This is a genomic window from Salicibibacter cibarius (assembly GCF_016495725.1).
Taxonomy (GTDB): domain Bacteria; phylum Bacillota; class Bacilli; order Bacillales; family Marinococcaceae; genus Salicibibacter; species Salicibibacter cibarius.
This window is the reverse complement of sequence record NZ_CP054705.1, coordinates 2,721,454-2,739,512: the sequence shown is the minus strand read 5'-3', so window position 1 is coordinate 2,739,512 and position 18,059 is coordinate 2,721,454. Positions and strand designations below refer to the sequence as shown.

The 18,059-nt window shown below is 45.3% G+C and carries 11 protein-coding genes and 3 pseudogenes; 12 read left to right on the top strand and 2 right to left on the bottom strand.

The window, feature by feature from the left end; translation table 11 throughout:
• The first annotated feature begins 7 nt into the window (after positions 1-7).
• The 8 genes from pdhA (at position 8) to HUG15_RS13920 (ending at position 10,524) form a co-directional block, all read left to right on the top strand.
• Entirely contained in the window at positions 8-1,072 is a 1,065-nt protein-coding gene (pdhA, locus tag HUG15_RS13955; RefSeq protein WP_200123681.1) for a pyruvate dehydrogenase (acetyl-transferring) E1 component subunit alpha, read from the top strand.
• On the top strand, positions 1,069-2,055 hold the full coding sequence (locus HUG15_RS13950; protein WP_200123680.1) for an alpha-ketoacid dehydrogenase subunit beta: 987 nt from the start codon (positions 1,069-1,071) through the stop codon (positions 2,053-2,055). Before pdhA ends, HUG15_RS13950 begins: the two co-directional genes overlap by 4 nt.
• Before the next feature lie 13 nt (positions 2,056-2,068).
• On the top strand, positions 2,069-3,205 hold the full coding sequence (locus HUG15_RS13945; RefSeq protein WP_200123679.1) for a dihydrolipoamide acetyltransferase family protein: 1,137 nt from the start codon (positions 2,069-2,071) through the stop codon (positions 3,203-3,205).
• Positions 3,206-3,221: 16 nt separating this feature from the next.
• Entirely contained in the window at positions 3,222-4,889 is a 1,668-nt protein-coding gene (locus HUG15_RS13940) for a long-chain-fatty-acid--CoA ligase (protein WP_200123678.1), read from the top strand.
• Between the two features lie 486 nt (positions 4,890-5,375).
• Positions 5,376-7,040 (top strand): long-chain fatty acid--CoA ligase, encoded by a 1,665-nt coding sequence (locus tag HUG15_RS13935; protein WP_200123677.1) that lies wholly within the window; start codon positions 5,376-5,378, stop codon positions 7,038-7,040.
• Positions 7,037-8,041, top strand: a complete 1,005-nt coding sequence (locus tag HUG15_RS13930) for a phosphotriesterase family protein (RefSeq protein ID WP_200123676.1) — start codon at positions 7,037-7,039, stop codon at positions 8,039-8,041. The genes HUG15_RS13935 and HUG15_RS13930 overlap by 4 nt, the downstream gene beginning before the upstream one ends.
• Positions 8,042-8,524: 483 nt before the next feature.
• Positions 8,525-9,517: an NAD(P)H-dependent flavin oxidoreductase gene (locus HUG15_RS13925; protein WP_200123675.1), complete on the top strand. Its 993-nt coding sequence runs from the start codon at positions 8,525-8,527 to the stop codon at positions 9,515-9,517.
• Positions 9,514-10,524: an NADP-dependent oxidoreductase gene (locus HUG15_RS13920; RefSeq protein ID WP_425504009.1), complete on the top strand. Its 1,011-nt coding sequence runs from the start codon at positions 9,514-9,516 to the stop codon at positions 10,522-10,524. The genes HUG15_RS13925 and HUG15_RS13920 overlap by 4 nt, the downstream gene beginning before the upstream one ends.
• Positions 10,525-11,252: 728 nt before the next feature.
• On the opposite strand, the gene HUG15_RS13915 is transcribed toward HUG15_RS13920, so the two are convergent.
• Positions 11,253-12,155, bottom strand: a complete 903-nt coding sequence (locus tag HUG15_RS13915) for an LCP family glycopolymer transferase (RefSeq protein ID WP_200123673.1) — start codon at positions 12,153-12,155, stop codon at positions 11,253-11,255.
• Positions 12,156-12,311: 156 nt separating this feature from the next.
• Here HUG15_RS13915 and HUG15_RS13910 point away from each other — a divergent pair.
• Positions 12,312-12,428: pseudogene (locus HUG15_RS13910) on the top strand (Wzz/FepE/Etk N-terminal domain-containing protein); the annotation flags it as partial.
• Between the two features lie 59 nt (positions 12,429-12,487).
• Positions 12,488-12,919, top strand: a pseudogene (tnpA, locus tag HUG15_RS13905) (IS200/IS605 family transposase).
• 120 nt (positions 12,920-13,039) lie between these two features.
• Here the strand turns inward: tnpA and HUG15_RS13900 are convergent.
• Positions 13,040-13,848: pseudogene (locus tag HUG15_RS13900) on the bottom strand (IS3 family transposase); the annotation flags it as partial.
• Positions 13,849-15,031: 1,183 nt separating this feature from the next.
• On the opposite strand from HUG15_RS13900, the gene HUG15_RS13895 reads away from it, so the two are divergent.
• Positions 15,032-15,337 (top strand): hypothetical protein, encoded by a 306-nt coding sequence (locus HUG15_RS13895; protein WP_200123671.1) that lies wholly within the window; start codon positions 15,032-15,034, stop codon positions 15,335-15,337.
• 57 nt (positions 15,338-15,394) lie between these two features.
• Positions 15,395-17,947, top strand: a complete 2,553-nt coding sequence (locus HUG15_RS13890; RefSeq protein WP_200123670.1) for a DEAD/DEAH box helicase — start codon at positions 15,395-15,397, stop codon at positions 17,945-17,947.
• Positions 17,948-18,059: the final 112 nt, after the last annotated feature.

Below are 18,059 nucleotides of genomic sequence, written 5' to 3'. Positions count from 1 at the left end.
CTTGAAAATGAATTGGATTGAGCCGAATAGCATTGATGTAAACCCGATACAACAATTGAATGAGCAAGGTGTGTTAACAGGGGAAACCAGTATTTCTGATGAAGATAAGCTAGAGGTTTATAAATGGATGGTGAAAGCCAGACGTTTTGATGAATTAGCGGTTAAACTTCAGCGTCAAGGAAGAATTGGCACCTATGCACCGCTTATCGGTCAGGAAGCGGCTCAGGTGGGCAGCGCGTTTGCCCTTGGGGAAAAGGATTGGATTTTTCCAAGCTACCGGGAAGTAGGAGCATGCTTTGTGCGAGGTACAAGTCCTTCGTCGTTCTTTAAGTACGCGATGGGGCATTTGCATGGCGGCATCTTAAAAGAAGAAGGCATATTTCCCGTCCAAATTATTATTGGCGCTCAAGCTTTGCACGCTACAGGCAGTGCTTGGGCAGACCAGTATAAAACCAATGATGCAGTAAGTGTCGCCTATGTCGGGGATGGAGCTACATCCCAAGGAGATTTTCATGAAGCACTAAATTTTGCGAGTGTGTTTCAACTGCCTGTCATTTACTTTGTGCAAAATAACCAATGGGCAATCAGTGTGCCGTACGATAAACAAACCAATAGCCAATCGATTGCCCAAAAAGCCCTTGCCTACGACATGACAGGAGTTCAAGTCGATGGAAATGACGCGATTGCCGTCTACGAAACTATGAAACAAGCAAGATCGCTTGCAAGAGATGGGAAACCAGTACTGATAGAAGCGCTAACTCATCGTATGGGACCTCATACAACTTCGGATGATCCGTCCAAGTACCGTGCCAAAGAAGGGGAGGAGGAATGGGGGGATAAAGATCCGATCTTTCGTTATCGTAAATGGCTAGAAGACATGCAGCTATGGTCGGAGGAGGAAGAACAGGATTTAAATGCTTCGATAGAAGAGGAGTTGAAACAGGCGTTTAATGAAGCTGCAGAGACAACGACTGCTTCACTTGGTGATGCTCTTGGGCATGTGTATGAAAAACCGACGAATCGTTTGAAAGAACAAATATTGGAGTGGGAAGGATCGGGGGAGAGCAAATGACTGAGATGACTATGATCGAAGCCATTAATTTCACGCTTAGGCAAGAGATGGAGGAAGACGAAAATGTGCTTATTTTAGGTGAAGATATTGGAAGAAACGGCGGTGTTTTCCGGGCGACGGATGGACTTATCGACACGTTTGGAGAACGGCGAGTGGTGGATACGCCCTTGGCGGAATCGGCGATTATTGGTACAGCGGTTGGGATGGCCGTTCGCGGACTTAAGCCTGTCGCTGAAATTCAATTTCTGGGATTTATCTATGAAACGATGGATCAAATTGCTGCACAAGCCGCGCGCATTCGTTTTCGTTCTGCCGGTAATTACCATGCGCCTATGGTCATTCGGGCGCCTTACAGTGGCGGCGTGAAAACACCCGAGCTGCATTCGGATAGCTTAGAGGCTCTATTTATGCATTCGGCAGGCATTAAAGTCATTATGCCGTCCACGCCAAGAGATGCCAAAGGATTATTAAGCGCCGCGATCGCGGACCCTGACCCGGTTCTGTTTCTTGAACCAATGAAGCTTTACCGTGCCTTACGCGAAAATGTGGAAGAGAAGCGTTTCAAGATTGAGGTAGGAAAGGCAAACGTTGTAAAAGAAGGATCGGATATCACCCTTATTAGCTGGGGTGCGGCGATGGCCGAGACGAAAAAAGCCGTGCAAATGCTTGAGGAGAATGGCTACTCGATAGAACTTATAGATCTTCGAACGATCGTCCCGCTCGATGAAGAGGCGATTATTGATTCGGTGATGAAAACAAGTCGGTGTGTCATTGTTCATGAAGCTGTTAAATCTGCAGGCGTAGGAGCGGAAATATCGGCGATTATTAATGAAAAAGCATTGTTTTATATATCTGCGCCGGTGCTGCGTGTGACCGGTTACGATAGCCCGTACCCGGTGGCGACGGTCGAAAATGACTGGATCCCATCCATGGATCGGATTGTACGGGAAGTCAAACATGTCTGGGAATTATCGCTGGATTGAGGAGGGGCATCAAATGATTAAAGAATTCAAGCTTCCGGACATTGGTGAAGGATTGCAGGAAGCGGAGGTCGTCACCTGGTTTGTGAACAAAGGGGATACAGTCAAAGAAAATGAAAATATAGCAGAAGTACAAACCGACAAAGCTGTCGTGGAAATCACGACCCCGTACTCTGGAGTCGTTTATAAAAGAGGCGGGGAGGAAGGAGAGAGTATCAAAGTCGGTGAAACACTGATTTCAATAGAGACGGAAAGCGAGGGAATGAATGATGCAGGGGGCGAGAAAGAAGCATCCAATGCTCCTCCTCGAAGAGTAAAGGCCGCGCCCACAGTGAGAAAGCTGGCAAGGCAACTTGGGGTTATGATATCTGAAGTCACCCCAACGGGGAGGGCAGGAAAAGTAACTGCAGATGATGTTCGTCTTCATGCAAAAGGTACTGAAACGCCAAATCTTTCTGATTCTTCAAGTGAACCGATCAAAGGGGTCAGGAAAAAGATCTTTGAAAATATGACCCATTCCATGAATGAAATTCCCCAATGCACGGGGATGGATGAAGTGGATGTGAGTCGTTTAAGCGAATTTAGAGGTTTACTAAAAAATGAAATGCAAAATGGCACATTAACCTATCTTCCTTTTATTGTAAAAGCTGTAGCATTTGCATTGAAGCAGAACCCAAGATTTAACGGCAGAGTTGATAAAGCGAACATGCTTTTTCACTATCAAGATGACATTCATATAGGGATCGCGACTGCGACGGAAGATGGTTTGATCGTTCCAGTTCTTAAATCAGCAGATAAGCTAAGTGTGGAGGAGATTGCCAGTAGTATTGAAGACCTCTCCACACGAGCACGCGCAAAAAAGCTAAGATCAGACGAACTGTCGGGAAGTACGTTCACTATTTCCAATACAGGAAAAAGCGGCGGTTTTTTCGCAACCCCTATTATTAACCCGCCGGAGGTCGCTATTCTTGGGGTCCATGCCATCAAAAGAAAGCCAGTTGTTAAAGATAATGAGATTCAAATTGGTGATGTAATGGGAATGTCTATAACCTTCGATCATCGTGTGATCGACGGAGAACATTGTGGTCAGTTTATGAGTTCTCTGGAAGCTTATTTGGAAAAACCTGAGTTGTTTATATTCAAAGGAAAATAAAAAGGAGTGGATATCCATGAACACGAAACATTATCCGTCTTGGCCGGACCGGTTGCCGAAAACGTTGACAGTGCCGGGGACGACCGTTTACGATAACTTGTTAGTGAGTGCGAAGCGTTACCCGGACAAAGTGGCCGTTCATTATTACGGGGCTTCGTATACGTATACCGATTTATTTTTAGAAGTGGAAGGGCTTGCAGGTTTTTTGGAACATTCGTTTAACGTTAGGAAAGGCGATCGCGTGATGCTGTACATGCAAAACGCTCCGCAGTATATCATTTCTCTTTTTGCCATTTTACGGGTAGGGGCGGTTGTTGTTCCGATTAATCCGATGAACAAAGAGGCTGAATTGGAATTTTGCATTAATGATTGCGGGATCAAGGCAGGGATCGTCGGACAAGAAATCTATGAAAACGTGCAAGGGTTAAAAGCGAAAACGACGCTCGAATCTATTCTCGTTGCCGCGTATTCTGATTATTTGCCGGATCGGGAGATATTTACGGATTTGCCTGACGCGGTTATTGCGCCCGCCAAAAGCCATTCTGACGTGAAATGGCGTGTCGCGCTTGCCGAGGCCCGCGTGCCGAGTGAATATACCGGAAAGCAAGGAGATATGGCTTTTTTACCGTATACGTCAGGGACGACAGGTATGCCAAAAGGGTGTGTTCATACGCATTATTCCTATCAAGCCAATATATTTGGGGGCATCCACGCGAGCAACGCCGCCAATAGCGCCGTCCATCTTTCTGCATTGCCGTTCTTCCATGTGACAGGGGTCATGGCTTGTTTGCTGGCGCCTTTAACGATCGGGGCTTCGATTGTCATCTTGACGAGGTGGAACCGGCAACACGCATTGGAAATGATTGACCGTTATAAATGTACAAATTGGGTATGTATCAGCACGATGTTGGTTGATTTTCTCGGGAATCCACATATTCAAGACTATGACATCTCTTCTCTGAGAGCGATTTCAGGAGGTGGGGCGGCGCTTCCGGAAGCGGTTGGGAAGCGATTACACGAATGGTTGGGGCTACAATATTTTGAAGGTTACGGGTTGACCGAAACCATTGCCCAGACGCATTTTAACCCGCCGCAAGCGCCAAAATTGCAATGTTTGGGCATTCCTGCGTTTGACGTCGATTCCCGAGTGATTGACCCTGTCACCTTGCAAGAACTGGGGATCGAAGAAGTTGGGGAAATTATCATCAACGGACCGCAAGTGTTTCAAGGGTACTATAACCGTCCGCAAGAAACAGCCGAGGCCTTTGTTGAGCTCGATGGCAAACGTTTTTTCCGAACAGGGGATATGGGTCGCATCGATGAAGATGGGTACTTCTTTATGGTGGACCGGATTAAGCGGATGATTAACGCGTCGGGCTTTAACGTTTGGCCGTCGGAGGTGGAGTCGTATCTTTTCAAACATCCCGATATTCAGCAAGCATGTGTCATCGGGGTACCGGATCCTGTACGAGGCGAGAACGTGAAAGCATTCGTCGTTCTGCATCCCGAATCGGAAGGGAACGTCACCGAAGAAGAGATAATCGCTTGGGCAAAAGAACAAATGGCCGTTTACAAATACCCGAGATTAGTGGAATTTCGCACATCGTTACCGACCACAGCCAGCGGAAAAATTTTATGGCGTCAGTTGCAAAATGAAGAAGCGGAGAAGAGTAAGTCATTGTAGGAGCATAGTTAATAATCATGGGGACAGGTGGAAGAAGTCGGGCACTGACGGACAATTTAGCGCATCATGGTGACCGAAAAGGCGGTCGGTTCTCGTGTTCGGTCGCCATAACCGTTTTATGACGACCGTAATGGCTTGAATCGTAAGCGTTCGGGCGTCATGGCTGCCTCATGGCGACCGAACGAGCGATTAGCTTTCGTTTTCGGTCACCATGAACCGTTTCATAGTGACTGGGGGATCCTGCTTCGTGGCGGTTTAATCCAATCGCGCACTAACCCCAGTTTGAAGCTCTAATCCGGACTTCCAGCCTCTAGTGGGGCAAAATCGGCTTGTTGAACCATTGGCCCACTTTCCCTAAGGGGCAGCTCGACCTTCGATAGAGGAATTACTTTGCTTCTCTTGATTCATCTAATGTGGGAAATAGTTGTAAGCGTTTCATTTTGTTATAATATAGTTACGTTTCACATTTGAAAGGGGAGGTTACGCGTGAATACGAAACATTATCCATCATGGCCGGGCCGATTGCCGAAAACGTTGACAGTGCCGGGGACGACTGTCTATGACAACATATTAGTGAGCGCGAAGAGATACCCCGACAAAGTGGCCGTTCATTATTACGGGGCTTCGTATACGTATGCCGATTTATTTTTAGAAGTGGAAGGGCTTGCAGGTTTTTTGGAACATTCGTTTAACGTTAGGAAAGGCGATCGTGTGATGCTGTACATGCAAAATGCGCCTCAATATGTCATTTCAATGTTTGCCATTTTGCGGTTAGGCGCAGTTGTTGTTCCGATTAATCCGATGAACAAAGAGGCTGAATTGGAGTTTTGCATTAATGATTGTGGGATCAAGGCAGGGATCGTCGGCCAAGAAATCTATGAAAATGTGCAAGGGTTAAAAGCGTCAACGACGCTCGAATCCATTCTCGTTGCCGCGTATTCTGATTATTTGCCGGATCAGCAGCCATTCACGAATCTCCCTGACGAAGTCGTCGCTCCTGTTAAACAACATTCTGACGTGAGGTGGGGTGATGCACTTGCCGAGGGCCGCGTGCCGAGTGAATATACCGGAAGCCAAGAAGACGTGGCTTTTTTACCCTATACATCAGGGACGACAGGTATGCCAAAAGGGTGTGTCCATACGCATTACTCCTACCAAGCCAATACGTTTAGCGCTGCCCATTGGAGCGGCGTAGCCAATAGCACTGTCCATTTGGCCGCATTGCCGTTTTTCCATGTTACCGGTGTGATCCATAGTCTCATTATGCCGTTAACGATCGGCGCTTCCATTGTGATCATGACGAGATGGAACCGGGAGCACGCGGCGGAAATGATTGAGCGTTATGCATGTACGAATTGGGTGAACATCAGCACGATGGTCGTTGATTTTCTTGCAAACCCGCGTATCCAAGATTATGATATTTCTTCTTTGACATCGATTTCAGGTGGCGGGGCGGCGCTTCCGGAAGCGGTTGGCGAGCAATTACATGAATGGTTGGGATTACGATACGTTGAGGGTTACGGATTGACCGAAACGATTTCCCATACGCATTTTAATCCGCCGGATGCGCCAAAATTGCAATGTTTAGGCATTCCTGCTTTTGACGTTGATTCCCGGGTGATTGATCCTGTCACATTACAAGAAGTCGAGGTTGGGGAAGTGGGGGAAATTATCGTCAACGGGCCGCAGGTGTTTGAAGGCTATTATAATCGCCCGGAAGAGACAGCCGAGTCTTTTATTGAGATCGAGGGCAAACGTTTTTTCCGGACAGGGGATATGGGCCGAATCGATGAAGATGGGTACTTCTTTATGGTCGATCGGATTAAGCGGATGATTAACGCGTCGGGCTTTAACGTCTGGCCGTCGGAGGTGGAATCTTACCTTTTCAACCATCCCGATATTCAGCAAGCATGTGTGGTCGGGGTTCCGGATCCCGTAAGAGGCGAGAGCGTGAAAGCGTTTGCCGTCCTTCATCCGGAATCTGAAGGAAAGGTTAGAGAAGAAGATATTATTGATTGGGCAAAAGAACAAATGGCCGCTTACAAATACCCGAGATCGGTGGAGTTTCGCACATCGTTACCGACCACGGCCAGCGGAAAAATTTTATGGCGTCAGCTTCAAAACGAAGAAGCGGAAAGGAGCAAGTCATGAGCGAGGCAACTGTACAAACCGTAACGGGGCCAATCGACGTTGGGGCAATGGGCAAGACGCTTGTTCATGAGCATTTTATCTTTGGTTACCCGGGTTTTCAAGGTGATCAAACGCTTGGCCCTTTCAACGAGAGCGAATATCTGGAAGCTGCCATTGACATTGCTAACGAAATGAAGGCTGAAGGTGTGCAAACAGTTGTGGATCCGACGCCCAATGAATGTGGTCGTGATCCCCGTTTCTTGCGGAAAGTGTCAGAAGCGACGGGGCTGCAAATCATTTGCGCGACCGGGTATTATTATGAGGGAGAAGGTGCAACGCCGTATTTTAAATTTCGTCAATCACTCGGTACGGCGGAAGATGAAATAGAGGAACTGTTTAGGCACGAAATAGCCGAGGGCATTGAAGAGTCAGGCATAAAACCGGGGGTGATCAAGCTCGCGTCCAGTCGTGATGAGATCACGGCGTATGAACGGATGTTTTTTAAAGCAGCGGCAAAAGTCCAACAAGACACCGGAATCGTATTGTTAACTCACACCCAGGAAGGAACTATGGGACTGGAGCAAGCAGAACTGCTTTTGCAGGAAGGGGCGGATCCGAATCGCGTGATTATCGGCCATATGTGCGGAAATACCGATCCCCGCGTTCATCGACAAGTCATGGATAAGGGCATGAAAATCGGGCTCGATCGCTTCGGCTTGCAGGGGTTGGCAGGGACCCCTTACGATCAGGAAAGGATCGACGTTTTACTCACGCTATTGGACGAAGGCTACGAGGATCTCATGTTGCTTTCGCATGATAAGGTCAACCTTTGGCTCGGCCGTCCCCCGATGATGTCCGATGAGTTAGCAAGCTTAATCGAAAACTGGCGACCAACTTATCTTTTTGATACCGTCGTGCCTGAGCTCAGAGAACGTGGAGTAAAAGAAGAGCAAATCGAAAAATTGTTCACCGATAATGCACGGGCATTATTTGCCGGTGATAAAAAAGCAAAAATTGGGTGATAGGGTTTCGGGAGGGGTGGGCAAAATGATAGGATTCAGAAATTCTTTCCGCAATCAAGCGTAACAACCGGACACATTGGAAAGCAGAAAAACTGTCCGGTCCATTAAGTGACAGAATATCCATCCAAAGTGACAGAATAAGTCGGAAAAATGACAGAATAACTTCGTGAAGTGACAGATTATCCACGTAAAATGACAGAAAAAAGACCGAAAGTGACAGAATAAGTCGCGAAAATATCTAACAAGTGTAATTCGGGCGTGCTAATTCATGCGACTCACTTGATGGAAAACATTCTAGTACACGCCACTATTCACTTTGGCTGATAAATCGTTTGTTTTGGCTGATATTGCCGCGTGTTCCGCTGATATCGCCGCGTATTCGGCTGATAAACGGATAAACGATACAACCGCCCCCTATGCACTACGCATCTAACATTTTGTGCTATGCTGAAGATAAACAGATAAAATGGAGGAACGAAACCTATGTCAAACATCCCATCAATACTTAAAGGCCTACGCACCCCTGTCATCGGCGCACCACTTTTCATTGTAAGCAACCCTAAGCTCGTCATCGAGCAATGCAAAGCGGGGATCGTCGGGGCCATGCCGGCCCTCAACGCCAGGCCTGCTTCCCAACTTGATGAATGGCTGGCGGAAATTACCGAGGAGCTCGCAGCGCATAACGCTCGCCATCCCGATAACCCCGCTGCACCGTTCGCCATTAACCAAATCGTCCACCGCTCCAACGAACGGCTCGAACACGACATGGAAATCTGCGAAAAATACAAAGTGCCGATCACGATCACCTCTCTGGGCGCACGCGAAGAAGTAAATGCCGCCGCGCACAGCTACGGAGGCATTGTTTTGCATGATGTCATTAACAATCGCTTCGCCCATAAAGCCATAGACAAAGGCGCGGACGGCCTGATTGCCGTTGCCGCCGGAGCAGGAGGCCATGCCGGATCGAAGAGCCCGTTCGCGCTCGTCCAGGAAATTCGCCAATGGTTTGACGGCCCGCTCGTTTTGTCCGGGTCGATCGCGAGCGGCGACAGCGTGCTAGCGGCTCAAGCGATGGGCGCCGATTTTGCTTACATCGGATCGCCTTTCATCGCGACCCATGAAGCGCGCGCCGCGGAAGAATACAAGCAAATGATCACAGAAAGCACATCCGATGACATCGTTTACAGTAATCTTTTCAGCGGGGTACATGGAAACTACCTTGCCCCGTCCATCCGCAACGCCGGCTTAGACCCTGACGCCCTTCCGGAAAGCGACCCATCGAAAATGAGCTTCTCCGAAGATAAAAACAAGAAAAAAACATGGAAAGACATTTGGGGGAGCGGCGAAGGCATTGGCGTTATTAATGAAATCACCCACGCGGCAACATTGGTAGACCGACTCGACCGGGAATACACCGCCGCAAAAGAAAGATTGTTCACCAACGAATTAGTGACTGGACAGAAAGGGGAAGCATGATGAATAAAAACCGCCAAATTTTACTCGCGAACCGACCGCAAGGCCTCCCGGATCAATCAACGTTCGAGTTCACCGAAACAACCGTCCCGGAACCCGCGGCCAACCAAGTGCTCGTACGCGCCCACTACCTCTCCGTCGACCCTTACATGCGCGGCAGGATGAACGACGCAAAATCGTACGCCGCCCCTTTTGAGGTAGGCAAACCGCTGACAGGCGGGGTTGTCGGCGAGATCGCGGCATCGAATCACGACGATTTCCAGCCCGGCGACTACGTTAGCGGCAATCTTGATTGGGCAGACTACACGATAGCAGAAGGGGAAAATTTACAAAAAATAAACCAGGATAACACGCCAATGACAACTGCCCTATACGTCACAGGTATGCCCGGTTTAACGGCTTACTTCGGATTAATGGACATCTGCCAACCGAAAACCGGTGAAACAGTCGTTGTTTCCGGAGCGGCAGGCGCAGTCGGCATGATCGTCGGTCAGATCGCGAAACTACACGGATGTCGGGTCGTCGGCATCGCCGGTTCGGAAGCGAAAATCAATTACTTGCGGACTGAACTCGGCTTTGACGCGGCGATTAACTACAAGACGACAAACAATATCCGTGAAGATCTGAAAAAAGCCTGCCCGAACGGCATCGACGCGTATTTTGATAACGTCGGAGGCGAAATCACCGACGCCGTCCTTTTTCAGTTAAACTTCCATGCCCGCGTCGCCCTTTGTGGGCAAATCGCCCATTACAATGCAGAAAAAGTGGAACAAGGCCCGCGAATCTTGCCGTATTTACTCACCAGAAGCGTCTTGCTAAAAGGATTTATCGTCAGAGATTACACCGATCGGTATGAAGAAGGCATCAATGATTTATCGAAATGGCTAAAAGAAGGCAAAATAACATACGAAGAAAACATCATCGAAGGATTGGAAAACGCCCCCGAAGCCTTTTTAGGCCTATTCCGAGGGGAGAACCTAGGCAAACAACTCGTTAAAGTGATCGAATAAAAAAAGAAGCGAGCAGCCGCGGCTGCTCGCTATATTTTTTTCTCACGTTTTATATCCGTCTCGCCATTTTTTATCACGCTCATGTATATCTGCCCGGATTATTCAATCGCTCCAGAAGTCGGCGTGATTGCTTCATACGGACACATTTGCGAAGAACAACGATAAAATTGTCCGAACCTGGGTTGGGTTCGGACACATTAGGACGGAAATGCGCAATAAGTGTCCGAACTAGACTCTAGTTCGGACACTTGTACAGAAAAACAAGCCAAAAATGTCCGAACCCGTTGGGGAGAGCTAGGAAAGAGCAAAAAGGAAGCGAGCAGCGCAGCTGCTCGCTAGTTATTGGAAAAAAGGCGGGGGCGTGCAGTATCGAATATTTATTTTGGCGACCTAACGAGGGAAGTCGCAAGGCGTTAGGTCACCAACCGTCGCGGTTGAAGCCCTAGCGTAGAAATCCGGACAGAGTTAGGTCGTCAACCTAACCGATTGAAGCCCTAACGCCAGCAATCGGAGCCCGTTAGGTCACCAACCGAGGCAACTTCGCCGATATTATCCGGCGCCTTGCGCTTTGAAGCAATCTATTAAGCTTAATCTGGCGTTTTCCCCAATTAATCTGGCACTTTGCACACGTAATCTGGCACTTTGGGGCAATAATCTGTCACTTTGCACACGTAATCTGTCACTTTCCCGAAAAAAGACCGCCCCTGCCCGGGCGGCCCCGGCTCACCTCAATCCAACTCCAAATGCTCCCTCAACTCATTCGTCACTTCCGCGCGCACTCCTTCATCAATCAGCTCGTAATAAATCCCGTCAATCCGCGTTCCTTCGCCGGTCAATTCCAGCTGATCAATGTTATGCCTGGCGGATTCATAGCCGAGCAAATCTGCCAGATCGCCGGAGTCCGCGCTCGTCTGCACGTTCGAGCCGACCGAATCCAGAATCGCACCGACGCTTGTCAAAGAAGAGAATTGCGCGCCTTCGTTCAGCAAGCCTTCAATTACTTCGCGCTGGCGCTCGGTGCGGCCGGCGTCGCCTTGCGGGTCTTCATCGCGCATGCGTACGAAGGATAACGCTTCGTCCCCGTTCAATTCCACTTGGCCTTCCGGAAAATGATGGCCGTCTTGCTCAAATTCCATGCTATTTTCCACGGTTACGCCACCGACGGCATCCACCATTTCTTCGAACCCGTCCATGTTAATGGTGGCCATATAATCAATCGGCACATCCAAAAAGTTTTCCACCGTGTTAATCGCCATTTCCGTGCCGCCAAACGCGTGGGCGTGGTTGATTTTATCTTCCGTTCCCTGTCCGACGATTTCCGTGCGCGTATCCCGCGGGATGCTCACCATTTTCATCGAATCATCCTCTGGATTGACGGTAAGGACGATCACTGTGTCCGTACGTCCGGATGTTTCATCTTCCGAGTCAACCCCGAGGAGTAAAAAAGAAACCGGTTCTTCGTCCTCGAGATTGGTCGCACCCTCGCGCAAATCGGAATGTTCCCGTTCCAGCGGTGAGTGCATCTGGTCTGCGGTAGAGGTGACGGAAAAATACAGATAGAGGGCGAAGCCCCCGACGACTAAAACAATAAGAGCTAGAAAAACGCTAATTGTAATCAGAAATTTTTTCATTTTATTATGTAATCTCCTTTTTGAAAATATCCTTGCATAATGGTACCATAGAAAACGTTATTGTATAATAAAAAATATATTTTTCGTGAAAATGGTAGCATTTGTCCTAGGCATATAGTATAGTGACGATGGAAATTAGCGGAACTGGAGGACATCATGGAAGAAACGATTAGTTTAAAAGAGATTTTTGAAACGTTGAAAAAACGTTGGCGCATGATTGCAGGCATAACGATAGGTGCCGTCCTCTTGAGCGCGATCAACTCCACCGTCTTTAGACGGTATAAGCTTTTAGCCTTGCCTTTGAATGTCCATACTTAAACCGAGGTTAGAGTATGGATGAATACAAAAGAAGTAGTCATGCGGTCTATGACATCAAATACCACGTTATATGGGTGACAAAATATAGATATCATTTGTTACGTGGCGACATTGCCCACCGAGTAAGGGAACTAATCCGACAAGGGTGTGAAGCGAGAGGGATTACGATACTACAAGGTAGTGTAGGCAAAAACCACATTCACTTATTATTGTCCTGTCCGCCGAGCATAGCACCGAGTAAGATATTGCAATATCTCAAAGGGAGATCATCAAGGTTAATCCAAGACGAATTCCCCGCCCTGAAGAAAAGATATTGAGGCCAGCACTTATGGGCGAGAGGATATTTTTGTGCAACAGTAGGGAATGTGACGGAAGAAATCATTAGAAATTATATCGAAAACCAGACGAGCGAGAAGAGGAACGATATATTCAGGATTGATGATTGAGTTCCAGTCAAAATCAGTATGCTTGAGCTTAAGGACTTTCAGCAGACTTCAGTCTGAAATGCGACTTTCAGTCGCGGACATTTTATGTCCAAATCCACCTGCTTTAGCAGGTGGGTCGTTTAAGTTGCATTTGACCGATGCGAAGGCACGTTGAACTAAAGCTGCGCTCTTATGAGGACCGGCATTATGACCAATGATTTCACGGCTATATAAATCGACGAGAACGCAGATATAATGCCATTTCTGTTGGACACGAACGTAGGTTAAATCACTCACAATGACCTTGAGTTCTTGGTCTTGGTCGAATTCTCGGTTTAACGTATTCCCAATCTCCGATTCGTTACAAGCTGTTTTAGACGGTTTAAACTGGGCGGCCGTATACGTTGAAACCAGCCCTTGTTCTTTCATAATACGCCCTATACGGCGGCGTGAAACGATCCATTTCTTTTTTTTAAGCTCTATCTTGATCTTTCTTTGTCCGTAAACATGTCGGTTGCGTTTAAAAATGTCTACGATCAACGTTGTTAATTCTTCATCTTGGTTATCACGAGCTTTTGCTTCGTAATAATAAGTGCTTCTTGGGATTTGTAGGACGTCGCACATTGCTGATACCGAGTATTTGTGACAATTGTTCCGGATCACATCTACTTTCGTCCCATGATCAGCGCCGCTTGCTTTAAAATATCAACCTCCATCTCTAACTGTTGATTTTTCTTACGAAGAGCAATGAGTTCTTCTTCTTCTGGAGAGCGATTGTCTTTTTCTGCAAAAGAACCGGTTCCTCGATGTTGACGGACCCACTTATCAAAGGCAGATGGCGTCAGCTCGTATTCTTTGATAATTTCGACTCGAGGTTTTCCCGAAGCATGCAACTGAACGATTTGTTCTTTGAATTCTTGTGAAAAACTTCTTCTGGTTCGTTGGGTCATATGGGGTTTCCTCCGCTTTTATTTGAACCAAGTTTATATGACCTTAACTGATCTGTCCAACTAAGTGTAACCTATTCATATGGTGGAAAAGGAGAGGTGTGATGGGATTGTTGAGGCACTACTATACGAAGGAGGAGAATTAAAGGATCCAGGTATATGGCTATAGGCGTATTATTTGTATATAAGTGGAATTGGTGGTATAATTAGTGTGTATGTAGTGATAGGTTTGTAGGAGTTGTATGATCTGTTGTACATGCACTGTGGAATCAACAGGAGTGGTACAAACAGTTCTAAACAAAGTACATAGTTTTAGAACAGTGATGAGGTTAGAGCCACTTCGATTATGTATTAAGGCGTGCTGAATAGGTGATGGAAATAGAGTCATTACCATCTCAGGTGGAGGCGCCCTCGTCTCTAACGATCCGGAGGCACTGGATCGTTTCGTTTTTTGGCCACTCAAGACCGTGAGTTGGCGCTTCATTATCAGCACAGCGGAGTCGGCTGCAACTATCGCATATCGTCATTGGTGTTGGGGCTGGGTAAATGGAAGTGCTTGATCAGCAGTTTGAACAACGCCGCCATGTTAATGTTTTCCAGAGATATTATGATGCGTTGAGTGGGTTGTCGGTGTTATGTTTATGCTGGAACTGAATATTGCATTCAGTTTTTACCGTCCTTGCAATCTTTCTTACCGCCAAGTCCTGAAAGGTTTACCACCTTTTGCTGAAGCCTTTACCAGTTGTGACTGCTAAACTAAAGTAGACAGTTTTCGCTAAATAAAAATGAACACTTTCTGGTAAGGGAGAGCAGGGAATGGAGAGTTGCCCGAGGGGTTTACCTTTGACAGGTGCTCGCTTCCGCATAAGGTATCATTGATTAGACATTTATGAATAATGTGAATAGGACAAATCTAGTGGCTCTCATCCATCATTCGACACAAAATGGGCATGGGTATGGCTGATACATGATTATTGACGATGGTGAAAGAAGTGGGAGCTTATTGGATGTATGATTATTGGATGTTACTAAGAGCTATGCAAGGAATTCCAGTGATTAAATATGTATGTGGATGGGATTGGGATTTCAGGTAGTATAACCTTAAAAAATTTCATATAACAAGAAGGAATTACTCCGTTACCGTTATTCGGAAATTGTAGAGACACTTTATTTGGGAGGTCATATGATGTCTGACTTTGTTTATGGTGAATATTGTGGAGAGCCGCTCCCAAGAAAAGGAGCAGATTATGACTCGATTGGGATTTATAAAGAAAATGGTCTTTTGTTGGAGTTGCGAGTATCAGGAACGGCATTGGCAGCAACGGAGGAAACCGGAATAAATCATGAGAATTCTTATGAATGGTTGTGGAAGACCGCACTCAACTTTATTGAGGAATTAGATAACGAAAAGAAAATATTACAAATATTGCCTACAGATGTTCGGTCTGGAAAGTTGGTTACACAATGGCATGAACTTAGAGTAGAGGAATAAAGCTTTTCTAATAAAATGAGTGACACATTTATTTAATCAAAAGAAGGTGGAGTTTACATGAGTAAATTTAAAAAACGTATATCAAATATGAGTAATACAACTACAACTAAACCTATTAATCCAACAGTTATTTTTAAGCATTTAACACCGCCAGAGGAAGGGTATGGTTATTTAAGAGACGTCCAAACGGAATTTTTGGACAATTGGAGTGGTGTCCGAGGTAGAAGAGATATCGTAGGGAAATTGAATACAGGTGCCGGAAAAACACTTATTGCTCTTTTAATGTTAAAATCCAAATTAAATGAAGGGTACGGTCCGGCTGTATATCTATGTCCCGACAGGCAATTAGTGAAACAGGCTGTTGAACAAGCTGATATATTTAATATACCTGTAAAGACAATTCAATATTCAAGTAATGAGAGGGCAGAATTTCCAATTGAATTTTTGAATGGAGAAGCGATATTGATTTGTACGTTTGAGCGCTTATTCAATGGCAGATCTATATTTGGTGTAGGTGGCTATTATACACGTGAAATACAAGAGATTGGAACTTTAGTAGTTGATGACGCACATAGTTGTATAAAAAAAGCCAGACAACAATCTACAATTACGATTCCAAATACTTATGATGCTTACTCGAAAATCTTCAGCTTGTTTGAAGACGACCTCCATCAGCAAGGAGCTGGATTGTTAGCCAGTATAAAAGCTGGTGAGTCGTCGATTAGCCAAATGATTCCTTACTGGTCATGGCATAAACAAAGAACAACAATTATTAATATATTGGGTGAATTGTTAAAGGAAGAGGACCCAGCTGTATTATATTCATGGGGAATAATTGGGGATGAATTAAATCAATGTGAATGTTATATTAGTTCGAGTTCTATAGAAATTACGCCAATGAAGCTGCCTATACAGCAAATTCCATCATTTCATCAAGCTAAGCATAGGTTTTTTTTATCAGCTACATTTAGTGATGATTCAAAGTTGTTAAATGAATTAGGCGTCGACCGATCAGCGATTGAAAATCCTATTGAACCTGAAGACAAAGGCGATGTTGGAGAGCGTTTAATTATTACGCCTAAAAGATATCATATGGAACTAGAAGATTATAGGATGAGAGCGTTCATTGCTGATTATGCTAGGGATCAAAATGTTGTTGTCATTGTTCCAAATATGGAAAAATCCAAAATGTGGGAGAAATTTCATGCGAAAGTCGTTACCAAAGACAATATAAATGACGCAACTGAAAGGTTAAAATCTTCAGTTGGAAATTTAATGATATTTGTAGCGAGATATGACGGTATTGACCTTGCTGGTGATGCGTGTAGGGTGTTGGTACTAGACGGGATGCCAACAGCAACTACAAATAGGGATAAGCATCATCAAATTGTACGTCAAGATTCCCCGATATTTAATGCACAAGTAGCTGAAACGATAGAACAAGGACTCGGACGGGCTGTGCGTTCCGGAAGTGATTTTTGTAATGTATTTATTCTTGACAATGCGCTTATAAAATTTATGTTTAATAAGAATAATCAACCATTTTTTGCTCCTGAAACACTTGCACAAATTAAATTTGGGCAAACAATTTTTGACGGTGAACAACCTGAAACTAGCGAAGAGGCGTTGGAAGAAGTTAAAAGTGCTACAGAGTCTGTTTTAAATCGAGACCCTGAATGGAGGTCTTTTCACAAGCAATTGATATTGGATGTAAATAAAGATCATATGGAACAGAATTCGTTTTTATTAAACTTAGCAGAAAATTTTTCTAAAGCAGTTGATTTATTTATTGATGAAAAATATGAGGCAGGAACCAATGAATTTTTGACCTATATCGATCAGCATAAAGAGCTATTAAGTGATATCGATAAAGCATGGTATACACAAGTTGCTGCAAGTTTTATTTATCCAGTAAACTCATCAAGAGCAAATGATTTGCAAGTGAAAGCAAAAAATCAATACCGTCGTGTATTAAAACCTCTTACTCCAAATTATTCAAAGCTAACAAGATCGAGAGGGAAACAATCTGAGATCATAAAAAAATGGCTAGAGAATTATGGTGATGGGTCAGACGTTTATATTGCAATAGAGGATATGATCACGAACTTTCGGTTTTCACCAGATATTGTATACCACGTTTTTGAAAAAGCAGTACATGATATTGGGAGTTTTTTAGGCTTTGGAAGTGCACAACCCGAGACTGATGAAAATGATGGCCCCGATAATTTATGGATCCCAGAAGGTGATGAAAACGTGTTAATTGAGGCGAAATCTCAAAGCATAGCTGACAAAATACCGAGAGGCGATGTTGGACAATTACTTCATTCAATAGAATGGTATAAACAACGATATGGAGCTAAGCAAGAATGCATTCCTATAATAATACACCCATCCAATAAAACTGAAGATAATGCACACCCTCCAGAAAATGCAAGAGTTATGGATATGAATAAATTAAATGAATTTAGGCAATCATTACTTGCATTTGGAAAAGCCCTGTCAAGTAAAACCCCTTCTACCTGGACGGAAAAAGAGATTCATCAACAACTTGTAGAACACAACTTGCATGAGGGCAATTTGTTTAAAAAGTATACTAAAGAACTTAAATAGCATAAATACAGGCGTATAGGGTAAAGCAATGGATTCATGTGGCTGATATTCCCATGAGCTTTTTCCCAGCCGCCTGTACACAACACAACAGCCATCAATGGCGGCTCTCGGG